Raw genomic sequence first — 16856 nt, 5'->3', positions numbered from 1 at the left:
ATCTGTCTACATGATTGGCGCCGGTAGACGAATCGGTCTACCATCGCGCCATGAACCGCAAAGCCGCTACGCCTGCCCAGCCGTTGCCCGCCCGCGAGCGGATCCTGCAGACCGCCCACGATTTGTTCTATCTGGAAGGCATCCGCGCTACCGGCATCGACCGGGTGATCGCCGACTCCGGCGTCACCAAGGTCACCCTGTACCGGCACTTCCCGAGCAAGAACGCCCTGATCCTGGCGTTCCTGCAGTACCGCCACGAGCGATGGACGACCTGGTTCGATGCGGCCCTGCTGCGCCATAGCGCCGCACACGGACACCGCGCCGCGGCGCTGGTGCCGACCTTGGCGGAATGGTTCGCCCACCCGCATTTTCGCGGCTGCGCCTTCATCAATGCCGTGGCCGAGATCGGCCCGGCCCTGCCCGAAGCGGTCGAGTGCTCGCGCCGGCACAAGCGCGAACTCGCCGAACGCATCGCCGCACTGCTGCCTGAATCGGCCGAACGCGAGGCGCGCGCCGGCGCGATCGCCCAGGCTTTCGACGGTGCGATCGTGCGCGTTGCCGGCGATCCCGCCGCCGCACGCGACGCCCTGAACGGCCTCGCATTGACCATCGAAGCCTTGTCGGCGGCGAATCGTCAAGAAAACCGGCCTGGCGTCACGCCTCGCGCGTGAACCTCGTTACAGGCTCGACTCACTTCACACAGACCCCATACGGGCTTCGTCGAGCCTGCCCAGACTGCACCGGTCTCCCCACGAGAAACCGGAATGAGCCTCGACCCCAAAGCTTACGACTGCGACCTCGTCGTCGTCGGCGCCAGCTTCGCCGGCGCCGCCTGCGCCCTGGCCGCCGCGCGCGCCGGCCTGCGCGTGGTGGTGCTCGAACGCAAGCGCGACCCCGGCGAGAAACTTCGCACCACCGGCATCGTGGTCAAGGAAGCCGCCGAACAGACCTGGCTGAGCCGCGCGCCGGCCGGTTGCCTGCACCGCGTCGAACGCGTGCGCCTGTACTCGCCGCGGCTGCGCAGCATGGCCTTGAGCGCACCGGGTTATTACTTCCTGACCACCGACACGCCGCGGCTGATGCGCTGGCTGACCCAGGAACTGGTACGCCATGGCGTCGAGTTGCGCCTCGGCACCTCCTTCACCCAGGCCGAGCGCGAGGACGACGGCTGGCGCATCGAAGGCGTAGGCCGCACGCGCTTCCTGGTCGGCGCCGACGGCGCCAAGTCGCGCGTCGCCGAGCGCACCGGCCTGGGCCAGACGCGAGAGTTCCTGTACGGCATCGAATACGAGTTCCCCGGCGCCGCCCTGCCCGAGTCCGGCGCCCTGCACTGCTTCGTCAGCAAGCGCTACGCGCCCGGCTACATCGGCTGGGTGGCGCAGAACCCGACCGGCGTCCAGGCCGGCCTGGCGGTGCGCCACGACCCCGAGCGCGCGCGCGTGCCCGACATCGACGGCTTCCTGCAGCGGGTGCGCTCGGTGGTCGGCCTCGACCCGGAGGTGCAGCCCGCGGCGACCCGCGCCGGCCTGATCCCCTGCGGCGGTCCGGTATTCCCGCTCGCCCGCGACGGCGTGATGCTGACCGGCGACGCCGCCGGCATCGTCTCGCCGGTCACCGCCGGCGGCATCCACTCGGCCTGGGCACACGGCGAAACCCTGGGCCAGGCGATCGCCCTGCACGCGCTCGGGCAAGGCCCGGCGCCGGAATCGGTCGCCCGCGACAGCGCCCCGCGTTTCCGCCGCAAGCGCGCCCTGCGCTGGGCCTTCGATCACTTCCAGTTCGACTGGCCGTTCGACCTGCTGCTGCATTCGGCGCCGCTGCGCTGGGCCGCCGAGCAGGTGTATTTCCACAAACGCGGCAGCCGCGAGCCGGACGAGGCCGCCGCGTCGCGGCCTTCGGAAAGCCTGTGAGCGAGCCCAGCAGCGAGCGAGACGGCACGCTTGAGGCCGGCGCGCCGGCGTACAGTGGCGGCATGAACCTCGCCCTGCCCGCCGCGCTCGCCGGCCTGTTGCTCGCTGCGCTGGCTTGCGCCGAGGCGAAGGCCGCACCCGCTGCGAACGCCTTGCAGATCGAGATCGATGCGCGCCAGCAGGATTTGCTGCTGGTCGAGGGCGCCAAACGCAAACCGCTCAAGCTCGCGCGCATCACCGACCTCGACGGTGTGGTCGAGCGACGCGCCGTATTAGCCGACTCCGGCCATAACCCCGGCCCGGGCGCGCTGCGTTATCTGTTGATCGAGGTCGACAGCGCCAGCCGCGCCGACCGCTCACAGGGGCATTGCGGCGCCGGCATCGAGACCGACCTGGTCTGGCTTGCGCTCGACGCCGCGCTGCAGGTGCGCAAGCACGACGCCTATCGCATCGCCTCCTGCCTGCAGTCGATCAAGCCGGGTGAGCGCGTGGCCGCCGCCGATGGTTCGTTGCGGGTGTCCCTGCTGCGCCCAGGCCGCGACGGCGAACCCGATCGCGAAGTCACCGTGCGTTACGACGCCGCCGACCCGAGTCAGGGCCTGCAGGTCCACGACCGCCTGCGCTGAGCGCCGCGGTGCGTCATCCATCGAAGCGGCGTGCTCGCGCAAGGGTAGGAACGGCGCAGGCCGCGACCGCGAATCTGCGGCTTGCGCCGCTTCTACCCAAGAGCAGCGACGGCCTGCCCGAGCTGCTCCTGCAGTTGCCGTTGCCGTTGCCGTTGCCGTTGCCGTTGCCGTTGCCGTTGCCGTTGCCGTTGCCGTGAAAGCTTGACGCAGTTCCGCGCTCGCGAGAACACCTGAAGACCCAAAGGGCGGCGCACAGGACGTGCGCCGTTTTTCGATAAGACAGGGACGTCTTATCGAAAAATCCCGGCGCGAGCTGCGTACTCGCAGGGGGGCTTCGTCAAGGAGAGCCCTTTTCTTTGGTTAGCTTTCTTTTGGGCTTAGCAAAAGAAAGTAACCCGGCCGCGTCAGCGGACGGAAGCTTTAGATATTGATGTTGCTTCATCGCTCTGCGGCAGAAAACGTCGAAACAGAAGCGGCGCGGTCGCGGCTTGCGCCGCTCCTACCCAAGAGCAGCGACGGCCTGCCCGAGCTTTTCCTGAAGTTGCAGTTGCCGTTGCCGTTGCCGTTGCCGTTGCCGTTGCCGTTAAAGCTTGGCGCAGCACCGAACTTGCGATGCAACGGTAGACCCAAAGGGCGGCGCACAGGACGTGCGCCCGGCTTCTAAATTGAATGCTCCGATAAGACAGGGACGTCTTATCGAAAAATCCCGGCGACAGCTACGCACTCGCAGGGGGGCTTCGTCAAGAAAAGCCCCTTTTCTTTGGCTAGCTTTGACCGAAGGAACTCCTTGTGGGACTTTTGGGCCATGGGACACGCAGAGTCCGCAACGCCGTTGCCATCGACCGAAGGAGTGCATCGTCGCGAGGGTAGAGCGTCGCAACCGGAGACAGCGCAGTCGCGGCTTGCGCCGCTCCTACCCAAGAGCAGCGACGGCGTCGCCGCCAACGCTTGAGATACTCAGCGCAGTTCGAAACGGTCGCCGTCGAGCATGGCCGGGAAACGCTCGCGGTGGGCTGCCAGTTCCGCCGCCTGCAGGGTCGTGGTCACGACCACTTCCTCGTCGGTGCATTCGCTGATCGGGTGACCGAGGAAATCGATCACCGCGCTGTCGCCGGAATAGCTCAGGCCGTTGCCGTCGCTGCCGACGCGGTTGAGCCCGGCGACGTAGCACAGGTTTTCGATCGCACGCGCGCGCATCAGGGTCTTCCATGGATAGGCGCGCGCCGCCGGCCAATTGGCGACGTACAGCAGCAGGTCGAAATCCAGCGCGCCGGGGCGCTCGACATCGTAACGATTGCGCGAAAACACCGGGAAACGCAGGTCGTAACAAACCATCGGGCAGATCCGCCAGCCCTTCCATTCCACGGTCAGGCGCTCGCGGCCGGCGGCATAGCGCTCGTGTTCCTTGGCGTAACGGAACAGGTGGCGCTTGTCGTAGGTCTGCAAGCCGCCGTCGGGCGTGGCGAACAACAGGCGGTTGAACACGCCCTCATCGGTGCGCAGTTGCACGCTGCCGGCGACCGCGGCGTCGAGCTTGGCCGCCTGTTCGCGGATCCAGCCGACGGTCGGCCCGTCCATGGTCTCGGCGTCGCCGATCGCTTCGTTGCTGAAGCCGCTGGTGAAGGTTTCCGGCAGCAGCACCAGGTCGGTAATGCCGCGCAGCGAGGCGATCAGATGGCCGTAGTAATCGCGGTTGCCGGCCGGGTCGTGCCAGAGGGTGGCGCCTTGGACGAGCGAGATGCGAAGGTCGCGCATACGAGCTACCGAACAGGAGGACTGAAGGCATTATGCCCGCGAAGCCGCGCCGGTTGCCGGGCCCGTGCCCGACAACGCGACGCATCGCTCATCCGGCTCAGCCGGTGGCGATATCCAGCACCGGCACCGACACCTTCGGCAGCAGGCGCTGGGTGAACAGCTTGTCCTGGTAGTACTTGATCTTGTCGCACTTCACCGGGTGCGGGATGCCTTCGTACAGGAACACCTCGCTGTCGAAGCCCATCGCCTTGAGCTCCTGCGGCAACATCAGCGCGCGGCGCTCTTCCGACTCGCTGCGCGAGACTTCGCGGCCGCGGGTGATGTTCTCCTTGCGCACGGTGGTGTAGCCGAGCATGTCGGAGTAGTCGTTGGCGTCCTGCTGCTCGCGCGGCGCGTAGATGATCTGCAGCGCATGGTTGGTGATGATGGTGCGCGAGATGTCCTTGCCGTAGGTGGCGTCGAGCTGCGACATGCTCTGGATGATCGGCAGCAGGCGCAGGTTGTAGCCGGCCATGTACGACACCGCCGAGGCGATGATGTCGACCTTGCCGATCGAGGTGAACTCGTCCATCAGCAACAGGCACTGATGCTTGAGCTCCGGGTTGTTCTGCGGCAGCTCGCGGGTGTTGAGGTTGATGATCTGGCTGAAGAACAGGTTCACGATCAGGCGGCTTTCGGCCAGCTTGTTGGGCTGGATGCCGACGTAGATCGTCATCTTCTTCTTGCGCAGGTCGGTCAGCAGGAAATCGTCGGTGTTGGTGGCCGCGTCCAGGACCGGGTTGATCCAGGGATTGAGCGGTTCCTTGAAGGTGCCGAGGATCGAGGCGAAGGTCTCGTCGGCCTGCGACAGCATGTTGGCGAACGCGGACTTGGCGTTGCTGCTGAGGAAGGGCCGCTGCGCCAGGCCCTGCAGGAACGGCTTGAGCTCGGTCTTGCCGTCGCCCGAGGACAGGCGGTACACCGCGCCCAGGGTCGGGATGGTGCCGAACGGGAAGCCGACCTTCTTGGCGTCTTCCCAGGCCTCGAACAGGTACAGGGTGAAGGCCATGAAGGCGTTGCGGGCCTGGCTGACCCAGAACTTCTGGTCGTCCGAGCCGTCCGGATACAGCATCGCGGCGATGCTCATCAGGTCGGACACGCGGAACGCCGGATCGCTGGACACGTAGGTCAGCGGGTTCCAGCGATGGGTGCGGCGGTCTTCGGCGAAGGGATTGAACAGGAAGATCTCCTGCCCTTGCTGGGCGCGCCAGCCGCTGGTCAGGTCGAAGTTTTCCTGCTTGATGTCGAGCACGACCATCGAGCCCTGGTAGTTCAACAGGTTCGGGATGACGATGCCGACGCCCTTGCCCGAACGGGTCGGCGCGGCGAGGATCACGAACTGCTGGCCGCTGAGTTGCACCAGCTGGCCGTTGAACTTGCCGACCACGATGCTGGTCGGGGTCGACTTGAACATGCCCTTGGCCGACAGGTCGCCGGAGCGCGCGAAACGCGCGTCGCCGTGCATCGACTTCTTCTTCGGCTTCAGCATCAGCACGGTCAGGATCAGGTAGCCGACCATCGGCAGGCCATAGCCGATGAAGCCGCCGGCCTTGATCTTGCCTGCATAAGGCTTGTACTGCGGGACGTCCAGCACCTTGAGGTAATCGAGGTAGGTGGTCCACTTCAGCGCGCGGCTGTCGATATCCAACAACATCAACGTCACGTATCCCGACAGATACGTCCCCGCGGCCAGTACGAGTACCAGTACCACCAGGGCAAAAATCAGCTTCCCTTTCACGTAATGTTTCCTGCTTGGTTTCCCCGAACCCGCTGTCGGTCAGCGTCGCTTCCGTACGGCCTGCAGCTTCGAAGGCTCTCCCGGCGGCGATGCCTCCATCATATCCGGCGACGAGCCTCCGCTGGAGGCTCTTTCCTGCTCGATCCAGAATTCCAGCCAGTTGCGGGCGTCGGTCAGGGTCAGTTCCTGACGCATTTTGAGCCCGGAAGAGGACATCACCGCATAGGCGTAGATGTCGTCGCTCTCGAACTGCTGGTCCGGGGTCAGGGCCACGATCTGGTAGCGGCCGCGGGTCAGGATGTGATGACGGTACTCGTTCATTGCAGGCCTCCGATGCCTTCGCGCGCTCTATGGCGGCGCGGGCGTTTCAGTCTTTGTCTTTGAACAGGGCGCGGGCCAGCGACGGCTCGCGCTCGTTACGGTGTTCGGCCTGGCGTTCGGCCTGGCGCTCCTCCTGCCGTTGCCGGTCCTGGAGGTCCTGTTCGCGGGTGAGCTGGGCCAGCTGTTGGCTGCTCCGTTCCATCGATTGCGCCGCGCCCTGGGCGGTATCGACATAACTCATGCGCCGGCTCGGCGAATCCAGTTCGCCCTCGATCACGAAGGCGCGCGAGCCGTCCTTGCTCAACACCACGTGGTCGGCGCTGCGCAGGCCGCCGGTGCGAGCTTCCAGGGCCAGCGCCGCAGCCAGGTTGTCGCGCTGGTCGCCGGAATAGTCCTTGAGCCCCATGTCCTGCTTGTCGAGGCAGATGCGCACCTGCGAGTACAGATCGTGATGCGGATGGCTGGGGCTGCTGAGCAGCGAGCGCTGTTCGGCGCGGCGCATGTCGTCCAGAGTCTGGGTCGTGGCCTGACCGTCGACCTTCAGCTGCTGTTCCTGCGTGCCTGCGTTCATCGTGCACCTCCGGCCGGAACCGAATCGTCATGCTCGCGCAATAGCGGGAGCCCCACAAGGGCGAGGCGCCCGGGCCGGTGCGCGCAGCCCGGCCTGGGGAAAAACCTTGAAACCCCGGCCCCGCCGTCGCCGGCCGGCCGTGTCCGCCCGCCCGATCGCGGGCAGGCGGCAAAGCGGCAGCGACAGGCTCGATCTCCCTAGCGATCGAGCCTGCCCTGCCCGCCCCGCCCCTGCGGGCGAAGCGACGACGTCCCTGTCCGGACATCGCAGTGGTTGCAACGCAATCCCTTGCCTGCGATATCCCCGATCCGGATCGGCGCTCTCCTCCACCAGAGTTGCGCGCCGGCCCGGTCAAGCCATCTGCATCCTCGGCGCTTCCTTCTGTGGCGCCTGCGCCAGCTCGCGCGTCGGTGCGTCCTGTTGCACCTGGAAGGTCGAGCGTTCGATCGGCTGCTCCGAGGCATGCCGTTTTTCCACGTGCACGCGGTTCTGGGCCGGATCGTTCAGTTCGCCCTGCACCGCGAACAGGCCGTTGCCGTTGGCGCTGCGGGTGACGTGATCGATCGAGGTCAGGCCGCTGACCTTGGCTTCATAGGTCAGCGAAGCGGCGGCGCGCTCCATCTGCTCGCGATTGCCGAACCCGCCGTCCGGCCCGAGCTTCTCCAGCCCGGCCACCGCCTGGCGGTAGATGCCGTTGTCCGGGTGCGCCGGGTTGGACAGCAGCGGCGCCTCGCCGGCCTTCTTCAGGGCGTCCAGCGTCTTCGGGCCGGCGATGCCGTCGTCCTTGAGGCCGTGCGCATGCTGGAAGGCCTTGACCGCTTCGCGGGTGCGATCGCCGAAGTCGCCATCGGACTTCAGGGCGTGGCCGTTGCCGTCGCGATAGCCGAGCTTGTTCAACTGCTCCTGCAGCAGGCGCACGTCGCGGCCGTGCTCGCCTTCACGGATCACGCCGTCTGCGGCAGCGCCGCGGCTGGCCGGACGCGGCGTCGCTTCGCGGTGCCCGGCTTCGCGATGCACGTCCTCGCGCGCCGGCGCTTCGCGTGCCGGCGCTTCAGCGGTCTGGCCGTTCTTGGCCGGATAGCGGTCCGGGGTGATCGCACCGCGGTCGATGTCGTGGATATAGCGCTTGAACTGCTCGGCCTCGACTTCGACGTGCGCATGCACCGAACCCGGCGTGCCGGTGTCGGACATCGCGCCGAGCGGCTGGCCGTACTGCACGTGCGCGCCTTCCTTCAGCTTGAACGAATCGCGGTCCATGTGCAGCACCTGGCCCACCAGCTTGGCGCCGGGCTGATCGTGCGGACGGTCGTAGATGCGCAGCGCCGCGGTCGGGTCGTTCGGCAGGTAGTGCACATAGCCCTCGACCGGCGAGGGAATCTGCACTCGGCCCGGGCTGTCCTGGCTGAGGATGAAGTCTTTCTTGACCAGGGTGCGGCCGTCGTTGGTGCGGCGGATTTCCTCGAACTCGCCGTCGACGCGCGCATGGTCGCGGCCGTGTTCGAAGTCGGCGTCGCGGCCGGTCTGCAGGCCGCGCGCATTGCGGCTCGGGTGATGGATGTCGAGGTCGTCGTAGCTGTGAACGTGCTCGACGCGGCGGCCCACGCTTTCCGTGATGCGATAGCGGCTCATGAGAGTCCTTCCATTGAGTGATTGAAGAGGGTGCTGAAGTCGTGATCAGGGTGCGGACGGTTCCGGGTCCTCGGCGAGGAACCAGCAGCCGTCGCGTTTGACGAAACGGTAGGAATTGCCTTCCGACATGCCGTATTGGTAGCGGACGAAATAGGCGTCGGCCGGCTCGGCCTTGACCTCGACCGCGACCGGCTTGGGATCGACCGCGCCGGCGCTGTCGACGACATGGAAACCGTCCTCGCGATAAGCCAGGTTGAAGCCGTCGTAGTCCTTGGCCGGCACCTGCTCGGTGCGTTGCTGGGTGTCTTCGCCGACGTCGACCAGGTCGACGACCTTGACCGTCGGCAAGGTGAAGCGGGTCTTGGTCTGCGCATCGCCTGCGTAAGCCTTGAGGAAATCGTCGAAGCCCTGCGCCGGGCACGCGGCCGGAGCGGCGGCGACGGTGGTGGGAGCCGCGCCTTCGAGATCCTTGAACGGCGATTGCGATTGCGCGGCGTCCTGTCCGTTCGCGCCGCAGGCGCCGAGCGCCAGGGCCAGGGGAATAACGAGAAACCGGGGGAAATTCATGCCTGTCTTCCTTGTGCGTGGCGATCGCTGGGTGGCGATCTGTGCGGGGCGCGTTGCGGGTGGAGCTTTGCGGTGGAGCGGATCGAGAAGAAACAGGGCCGATGCGGGGCGCGGATCGGCCATGCCCTCACTCAGATCGTGTGCATCCGCGGCGGCTGTTGCTGCTGGCGCGGTTCCTGGCTCTGTTGTTGCGCAGCCTGGGTCTGCTGCGGCAGGTCCTGCTGCAGTTTCTGGGTCGATTGCTCGAGCGACTGATTCATCGCGATGTCCTTGTTGGCGAACACGCGGTGATGGGCCGGGTCGTTGAGCCCGCCCTGCACCGCGAACAGACCGTTGCCGTTCGTGCTCAGCACGACGTGGTCGATCTTGTTCAAGCCGCTCACCTTGGCCTCGTAGGTCAGGGTCGCCGCGGCGCGTTCGAGATCCTCGCGGCCGCCGAAGCCGGCCTGCGGCCCGAGTTTTTCCAGCCCGCCGAGCGCTTGCTGGTACATCGCGTAATGCGGGCTATTCGGATTCGACAACAGGTTCGACGGCTCGCCCTTCTTGAGCGCGTCGAGGGTGCGCTTGCCGGCGATGCCGTCGTCCTTCAAGCCCTGGTCGCGCTGGAACGCCAGCAAGGCCTCGCGGGTACGGTCGCCGAAATCGCCGTCGGCATGCAGCGGACGCCCCTGGGCGTCGCGATAGCCGAGCTGGTTGAGGTGGTCCTGCATCGCGCGGATGTCGGCGCCACGCTCGCCCTGGCGCAGCACGCCGTCGTCGGCCGCGGGCCGATCGGCGGCGGCGTGGCCACCGCGCGCACCGACGGTCTGGCGCTGATTCCAGAACGCTTCCGGGTCGAGGTTGCGGCCTTCGCTGTCCTTCATCTGGTAATGGACGTGCTGGGCGTATTGCTCGGCGCCGCGCGGGCCGCGGCCGCCCATGCTGCCGATCTCGGTGCCCGGCTCGACGCGCTGCCCGACCACCACCGACTGGCTCTGGGTATGCAGCAATTGATGGCTGTTGCCTTCGGCGTCGCGGATGCTGATGGTGCCGTAGCGCCCGCCGACGAATTCGACCGTACCGGCCACCGGCGAGTGGATGCTCGGATGGGTCAGGTTGACGCCGGCCTGGCCGCCGACGTAGTTGAAGTCGGAGCCGCCGTGGGCACCGTTGTCGCGGTGTTCGCCGTAATGGCCGGTGATGTGCGCCGAGCGTCCGTGTTGCGGCGGCAGGATCACGTTCATGGTGTCCTGGTACGACATGTCAGCGTCTCCTCATGGGCGTGGCTTGCATCGCGCGGCTCACAGCGAGTCGTCGCGCGTGCGGTACAAAGTCCAGCATTCGCCCTTTTTGAAGAAGAACGACATCTGGTAGTCGGTGTCCGGCTTGGCCAGCATCACTTCCTTGTCGCCGTTCAATTCGGTCTGGCTGAGCACCAGGCCATCGTCCTTTTGCTTCTGCGAACCCGGCATCACCGGAAAACTCAACGCGCTCGCGTCGAGCATCGTCGTGACCGGCTTGGGCTCCGGATCGGCGTCGGCATCGATGGTCTCGCTACGCAGCGGGCTGGCGGTATAGGCCTTCTGGATCGCAACGTCGTCCATGAACGCGGCCAGGAAGGCGTCGAATTCCTTCGACGGACAGGCGACGCCGGTCTTTCCGGCCGGTGCCGCGCTCTTCTCGGGTCCGGCCGACGCCGCCGGGCCTCTGGAAGCGACCTCGCATCCGCCCAGCAACACCAACATGGTCAGTACAAACACTTTCTTGCAGTTCATTTCGTCTTTCCCCAAACACTACGGACTGTCGCAGCGGGCCGACCATCGGCCCCGCCAAGCGGCGTTTGCGCCGCTGCACCTTCCGTGGCCGTGCTGATGCTCCTGACCCGTCATCGGGTTCCTTGCGACCGCCTCCATGCGGCAGGCGCGAGGGCCCGAACCTGCCGTCTACGATTTCAGATCGGGCTTGAGCCCCACCTGGAAGGTATTGCGCCGATCGCTGTCGTCGAGACGGTAGTACTGGCCGGAAACGATCAGGCCGCCGTTGCTCCAGCGCAATCCCTGCGCCCCCTCTTCGACCCAGGCCGAGACGGGATCCTTGACGCCGGGCACAGGCACGTCGGCCTGGCCTTGCAGCGCACCGTCGCCGAGCGCCAGCCTGACCACCCGCAACAGCGTCTGCGATGCGGCCTGCTGCGGCTGGGTGTCGGACTGCAACAGCACGTACACCGAATCGCCTTCGCGCACGCAGTGGGTCGCGCGGCTCTGGTAGGTCTGCGTCGGCAACTCCAGGGTGCGCGTCCACAAGGCCTTGCCCGAGGTCTCGGCGACATAGGCCACCGGACGCTGATTCATGCCGTCGTCGTCGACCGCCGCACCGACCACGCATTGCTTGTTGTCGCCGATCGATTCCGCCGCGTACGAGGAAAACCCCGGCGGGATATCGGTGCTCTTCGCTCTCGCATCGCCGGCGACGCCTCCGTTCGCCGTCGAAGCCAGCGGTTGCGGCGTCGACACCGACGCGTTCGCGGCCGGATCGGCGTTGCACGCGGCCAGCGCGAGAGTGAGAGCGGATACAACGAGCAATGCGGTGTACGGGTTCGTCGTCATGAGCCGGTCCAACAAGTCCAGTGATTGAAGCCTCGGGCGACGAACGCCGCCCGGGGCGCACTACACGAGCCGGCCTGGCACGCCCGCCGTATCGGCGGCGGACGCACCAGACCAAACCACGCCGCTCGCTCCCGAGTCCTGCGCGAGCGAAGGGCCACTCGGTCAGGCCACCATCGGCCTGGCTTGCTGCTGACGCGGCTCCTGCGTCTGCGGTGTCTGCTGCTGCACGTCCTGCTGCAACTGCTGGCTCGACTGCTCGACCGTCTGCTGACGCGCCTGGCGGCCGTCGACGTGCACGCGGTGGTTGCCCGGGTCGGCGAGTTCGCCCTGCACCGCGAACAGACCGGTGCCGTTCGCGCTCGGCACGACGTGGTCGATCTTGCTCAGGCCGCTGACCCGCGCTTCATAAGTCAGGCTGGCCGCGGCACGTTCCATGTCCTCGCGATTGCGGAAGCCGGCCTGCGGACCGAGGCGTTCCACGCCTTCGAGCGCCTGGCGATACATGGCGTTGTCGCGGTTGGCCGGGTCCGACAGCAACGGCGCGCGCGCCGGGTCGGCCTGCTGCGGGGTCGGCTGGGCACGCTCTTGTTGAGCACGGTCCTGCGCGACCGGCTGAACGCCGTCGCGGGCGCCCTGCTGCTGGTTCGGCTGCGCGTTGCGCAACGCTTCCAGGGTCTTGCTGCCGGCGATGCCGTCGTCCTTGAGACCGTGTTCGCGCTGGAACGCCTGCACCGCTTCCTTGGTGTGGCCGCCGAAGTGGCCGTCGGGATTGATCTCGTTGCCCTGGGCGTCGCGAATGCCGAGGCGCTTGAGATGCTCCTGCATCTGCTGCACCGCCGGGCCGCGCTCGTTGAGCTTGAGCACGCCGTCGGCCATCGCATCGCGCTGTCCCTGCGCGGCCGGCAGCACGACTTCACCGCGCGACAAACGCTCCATCACTTCCGGGGTCAACGCGCGCTCCCACTCGCCGACCGCCGCCTTGCGTTCCTTCAGATGGTTGTAGCCGCCGTTGATGTCGTGGGTGGCCTCGCGCACATTGGTCTGGTGACCGTTCGGCACCACCCGGCCCTGCCAGTAATGCACGGCGATCTTGGCCGCGTTCTCGCGATCGGAGGCCAGGTCGGGGTTGCGCACCACGTCGATGCCGATCTCGCGCGCGACGCGCTCGTAGTTGTCGCGGCCGGTCAGCTGCACATAGCCGCGGCCGTGGAAACGCGCACCGTCGCCCGGCTCGGTGTTGCCGAGGTTTTCGCGGCCCCAGGCGCCGCCGTAGATCGCGTTGGCGATCGAATCGCGGCCGCCGCGGACGATCGCATCGGCTTCGGCCTTGGTGTCCATGCCGTTGCGGCCCGGGAACACTTCCAGCAGACGCTCGCTGCTGTAGCCCAGCCCTTCGTGCATGCTCTTGAAGCCGCCGGACTCGACCTGCATCTGGCCCATGAACCCGGCCAGTTCTTTCGGATCGCGAATGCCGGCTTCATAGGCGCGGAGCAGCAGAAAATCACGATTGCTTGGGGTCGACATAATTCCTCCTTGATGGATATTTGATAGCGGCCGGACCCGGTCCGGCCGATGAATTAATTCCTGGACGGCAGACCGCGCTTGTCGAGCTGCGCGTCGCGGTCCCAGCTACGGGTGAACTTGAACAGGACGTTGTCCTCGTTGCGGACCACGCTGTCCTTCTCGCAGCTCAGCGCGGTTTCCGGCTTCGCGGCCGCATCGGCCACCACCATCACGCCCTGCTCTTCCAGACCCATTTCGCCGGACACCGAATAGAAGATGTGCTTGCGGCCGCCGTCCTCGAACGAGTAGGCGTAACCGCCGGTGTTGCCGGCAAAACCCAGTTGCGTGCGCTTGAAGCGCCGCGCCGGAGCGGACTTGTCGGTCGGGTAGAGGTAATCGTTATGACCTGCGGTCCCCTGGGCGAAATAGACGTAGCCCGACTGGTCGGTCACGCCCTTCGACGCGCACAGCGATGCGAGCTTCTTCTCGGCGCCGGCGAGGGTGCACGAGATCACCACGTCCTCATCGGCGGCGCACAGCGAACGGCCGTCGCCGACAGGCGTTTGCGCTGCTGCCGGTGCCGGCGCCACGGGGGCCGTCGTTGCCGGGGCCGGCGCTTGCGTCGCGGTCTCGGTCGCAGCTGTGGTCGCAGCCGCCGGCTTGGCCGACGTTTCGCCGTTCGCTGCCGTGCCGCCCTGGCAACCGCTCAACACGGTCAACAGTGCGATGCCCAAGAGATTCACAGATTTCATAGCAATTCCTTGACTGATCGAGGTAACGGGGTGTCGCGGGTGGATCCGTGTTCGATTGGACCGTATTCGATTGCCGAACGCGGCGGCGGAACAGACTGCGCTCGCAGTGCTGGTCGGGTCCGGCTGGCTGAAGAAAATCGCTGACACGGACACGACCGGGACGGCCTGGCCAGACCGGCGCACGAGTGACGACGAAAGAACAGGGAGCCGAACGGACGCGACCACCGCTGCGCCGATACGCACGCTTGCGCGTACGCAACGACGGGCACGAGGCGACGCCGACCGAGCAAGCGAGACGGCGTTCCGATCGCATACGCGAACGGAGCGCCGCATGCTTACGCGGTCAGGACCTTCGGCTTGTGCTCTTGCGTCGGCGCGGCCTGCTGCGGTGCATCCTGCTGGACCTGGAACGTCGACTGCTCGACCGGCTGGTTCGCCGCCTGAGCCTTGTTGACGTGGGCACGTTGGCTGCCCGGGTCGGTCAAGCCGCCCTGGACCGCAAACAGCCCGCTTCCGTCCGCGTTCGGCACCACGTGATCGATCCGGTTCAGACCGCTCACCTTGGCCTCGTACGTCAGCGTCGCCGCGGCGCGCTCCAGTTCCTGGCGATTGTGGAACGCCTGCGGACCGAGCTTTTCCAGCCCGTCCACCGCGCCCTTGAACATCGCATGGTCCGGATGCGCGGCATTCGACAACAAGGGCGCTTGCTCGGCCTTCTTCAACGCTTCGAGCGTCTTGGGGCCGGCAATGCCGTCGTCCTTCAGGCCGTGGGCCTGCTGGAACGCCTGCAACGCCTGCTTGCTGCGGTCGCCGAAATCGCCGTCGGCCCTGAGCGGATGCCCCTGCGCGTCGCGGTAGCCGAGCTTGTTGAGCGTTTCCTGCATGCCGCGCACTTCCGCGCCATGCTCGCCACGCTTCAACACGCCATCGGCCATTGCATCCCTTTCGGGTGCGCGCGGCGTCGTGTGGGTCTGGCCCTGGGTCGGGGATGCGTCGTTGACGGCCCGCCAGGCAGCTTGCGGCGTAAGGCCCTGGTCGATCGCGGCCTTGTACTCGGCCCGCATCGCCTGCAACGCTTCGCCGGTCCGCTCGGCCGAGATGGAGGCGCGATTGCCCCCGACTCCGCCGTAACGGCTGCGCCCGGTGTCGGGATCGGCCACGCTCGCCCATTCGGCCGCCATCGCTTCCTGCGCATCGTGCAGCGTCACACCGGGCTTGCCGGTGACATAGCCGTGGATGTCGGGGCGTTTCTGGACGATCAGGTAGTCGGAGAAGATCCGCTCCTGCAGCTCCGGCGTAAAGCGCTGGTCCGGGTCGAGCCGAAGCCCGCGGACCGCGCCGTCCATGGTGCCGGGGATGATTTGGTACTTGCCGACCGCGAACAGGCGGTCGGGATCGCGTCGCGGCAGGTGCTGCGCTTCTTGCAGCTCGCCGACGGTCATGCGCGAAAAATCAATCGTGGCGCCACGGGCGTCGCCCGCGCTTCCGCGATTGTATGAGTTGTATCCGCCCTCACCTTGCGCGATGAGGTCGCCTAGTCTGTTTCCCATTGTAGTGAGCCTCCAGCTCAAGCAAGTAAGTCGATGGTTACCTGGAAAACCGATTCATCCTGAATCTTTCCAGGCCATGCGAAACCGGCCTGAGCCGACTTCGACTTTACGGACCGGGCACTTGCAGACCCGGGACCGCAATGGCGCATCTGCGCCACGATTTCTTGCGAGCTGAAGCAGCCTCCTGGCCGATCCTCAACCCTTGGAGGCTTTCGCGAAGCCCCACTCGGTAACGTTCAAGCGCGAATCTTCACCAGCGACGTTCCAGTCCTCGACCATTCCATAGGTCGTCACGTCCAACTTCTCGCCGCTGCTGACGCTTTCAAAGTGCATTATGCAGTAGCCATCGCCGCTGCAAGCATCCAATTCGGGAATTTGATCACAAATTTCAGCTTCGCCGCCCACATTTTTCTTGCAGGCCGGCTCCACCACCGGGGTCCAGCCGCCGTCGAGCACCAGCTTGCGAAGATCGGCGTAGGCCATGTCCTTCTTGAAGGCGGCCTGCAAATCGGTCGACGAGCGGGTCGGGCTCTTGGCGACGAGCGCTTCGGCCGTGGCTTCGGAAGCGTTGCTATCCATCGCGTTCTCCATAGGCGCAGCGCTGTCGGTTTGCGCTTGAGCTTTGACGACTGGCGCCGCGTCCGCCTGTCCCCGGCCCGAGTCGGCACTGCATGCGCAGAGCGAGGCGGCCAACAGCAACAGGATGATTCGATTCGGCTTCACTGCGACTCCTTTGCAGTCCAGGGCCGCAGGTTAGCACAGCCGCAAACGCACTCGAACCGCCGGCGGACACGGCGGAATCGGGTCGAAGTGAAGCCGATGAACGAGGCAAAGTCGGTTGCTTTGGGCTCGCCGGTGAAGCGCCTGCGGCCCTGCCCTGTTCATCGATGAGCATCCGCAGCCGACCAAGACCAGGCATCAGATCGGGCATCAGACCAGGCCTGGAAACTTCACGGTCGAGGAGGCCGCCCGACTTCGGCCGTATTGGGCCTCTCCACTCGTATTCGTCAAGGCGGCCCGAGCACAGGCTCCGAGCATTCCGAATAGACGATCCGGCAACCGCCACTGTCGCCGACGCTCGTGCCAACACATCGCTTGAGCGCGATCTTGCTGGCGGCCTCGACCGTAGCCCCGCTTTGCGCGATCACCCCGGCGCCCACACCGACCACCGACGGCCATGCGATTGTCGACCCACCATAAATCAGTGCCACACAAAACTAGAGGTCGCCGGGTCGTTTTGGATCCGAAACTCGTTGGGCGTTAAACCGCCCAGGCTGTCGTGGGGTATCTCGGCGTTGTAGTCACAAAGC

At 66.3% G+C, this 16856-nt stretch carries 16 protein-coding genes; 3 read left to right on the top strand and 13 right to left on the bottom strand.

What is annotated here, in order from left to right; translation table 11 throughout:
• Positions 1-50 precede the first annotated feature (50 nt).
• The 3 genes from ACTOWK_RS20490 (at position 51) to ACTOWK_RS20480 (ending at position 2536) form a co-directional block, all read left to right on the top strand.
• Positions 51-671 (top strand): TetR/AcrR family transcriptional regulator, encoded by a 621-nt coding sequence (locus ACTOWK_RS20490; protein WP_441331939.1) that lies wholly within the window; start codon positions 51-53, stop codon positions 669-671.
• A gap of 93 nt (positions 672-764) precedes the next feature.
• Positions 765-1910 (top strand): NAD(P)/FAD-dependent oxidoreductase, encoded by a 1146-nt coding sequence (locus tag ACTOWK_RS20485; protein WP_441331938.1) that lies wholly within the window; start codon positions 765-767, stop codon positions 1908-1910.
• Positions 1907-2536: a hypothetical protein gene (locus ACTOWK_RS20480; RefSeq protein WP_441331937.1), complete on the top strand. Its 630-nt coding sequence runs from the start codon at positions 1907-1909 to the stop codon at positions 2534-2536. The genes ACTOWK_RS20485 and ACTOWK_RS20480 overlap by 4 nt, the downstream gene beginning before the upstream one ends.
• A 957-nt stretch (positions 2537-3493) precedes the next feature.
• Here the strand turns inward: ACTOWK_RS20480 and ACTOWK_RS20475 are convergent.
• The 13 genes from ACTOWK_RS20475 to ACTOWK_RS20415 all read right to left on the bottom strand — a co-directional run bounded on the left by ACTOWK_RS20475 (position 3494) and on the right by ACTOWK_RS20415 (position 16269).
• Positions 3494-4291, bottom strand: a complete 798-nt coding sequence (locus ACTOWK_RS20475) for an amidohydrolase (protein WP_441331936.1) — start codon at positions 4289-4291, stop codon at positions 3494-3496.
• 97 nt (positions 4292-4388) lie between these two features.
• On the bottom strand, positions 4389-6068 hold the full coding sequence (locus tag ACTOWK_RS20470) for a type IV secretory system conjugative DNA transfer family protein (RefSeq protein WP_441331935.1): 1680 nt from the start codon (positions 6066-6068) through the stop codon (positions 4389-4391).
• Positions 6069-6107: 39 nt separating this feature from the next.
• Positions 6108-6389 carry a hypothetical protein gene (locus ACTOWK_RS20465; protein ID WP_441331934.1) on the bottom strand — a complete coding sequence of 94 codons (282 nt, stop codon included), beginning with the start codon at positions 6387-6389 and terminating at the stop codon, positions 6108-6110.
• Between the two features lie 46 nt (positions 6390-6435).
• The gene (locus tag ACTOWK_RS20460) at positions 6436-6960 is read right to left on the bottom strand and encodes an XVIPCD domain-containing protein (protein WP_441331933.1); all 525 of its coding nucleotides are present in this window, start codon (positions 6958-6960) and stop codon (positions 6436-6438) included.
• Between the two features lie 351 nt (positions 6961-7311).
• On the bottom strand, positions 7312-8589 hold the full coding sequence (locus ACTOWK_RS20455; RefSeq protein ID WP_441331932.1) for an XVIPCD domain-containing protein: 1278 nt from the start codon (positions 8587-8589) through the stop codon (positions 7312-7314).
• 45 nt (positions 8590-8634) lie between these two features.
• Complete coding sequence (locus tag ACTOWK_RS20450; RefSeq protein WP_441331931.1) at positions 8635-9156, bottom strand: hypothetical protein; 522 nt, start codon at positions 9154-9156, stop codon at positions 8635-8637.
• A gap of 131 nt (positions 9157-9287) precedes the next feature.
• Entirely contained in the window at positions 9288-10397 is a 1110-nt protein-coding gene (locus ACTOWK_RS20445; protein ID WP_441331930.1) for an XVIPCD domain-containing protein, read from the bottom strand.
• A gap of 39 nt (positions 10398-10436) precedes the next feature.
• The gene (locus ACTOWK_RS20440) at positions 10437-10910 is read right to left on the bottom strand and encodes a hypothetical protein (RefSeq protein WP_441331929.1); all 474 of its coding nucleotides are present in this window, start codon (positions 10908-10910) and stop codon (positions 10437-10439) included.
• Between the two features lie 168 nt (positions 10911-11078).
• Positions 11079-11741: a hypothetical protein gene (locus tag ACTOWK_RS20435; RefSeq protein WP_441331928.1), complete on the bottom strand. Its 663-nt coding sequence runs from the start codon at positions 11739-11741 to the stop codon at positions 11079-11081.
• Positions 11742-11903: 162 nt separating this feature from the next.
• Positions 11904-13265 (bottom strand): XVIPCD domain-containing protein, encoded by a 1362-nt coding sequence (locus ACTOWK_RS20430; RefSeq protein WP_441331927.1) that lies wholly within the window; start codon positions 13263-13265, stop codon positions 11904-11906.
• Between the two features lie 53 nt (positions 13266-13318).
• Complete coding sequence (locus tag ACTOWK_RS20425) at positions 13319-13996, bottom strand: hypothetical protein (protein WP_441331926.1); 678 nt, start codon at positions 13994-13996, stop codon at positions 13319-13321.
• Between the two features lie 335 nt (positions 13997-14331).
• Complete coding sequence (locus ACTOWK_RS20420; RefSeq protein WP_441331925.1) at positions 14332-15546, bottom strand: XVIPCD domain-containing protein; 1215 nt, start codon at positions 15544-15546, stop codon at positions 14332-14334.
• Between the two features lie 195 nt (positions 15547-15741).
• The gene (locus tag ACTOWK_RS20415) at positions 15742-16269 is read right to left on the bottom strand and encodes a hypothetical protein (RefSeq protein WP_441331924.1); all 528 of its coding nucleotides are present in this window, start codon (positions 16267-16269) and stop codon (positions 15742-15744) included.
• Positions 16270-16856: the final 587 nt, after the last annotated feature.

Source organism: Lysobacter sp. CA196, from assembly GCF_052078695.1.
Taxonomy (GTDB): domain Bacteria; phylum Pseudomonadota; class Gammaproteobacteria; order Xanthomonadales; family Xanthomonadaceae; genus Lysobacter.
This window is presented reverse-complemented; position numbering and strand designations above follow the sequence as displayed.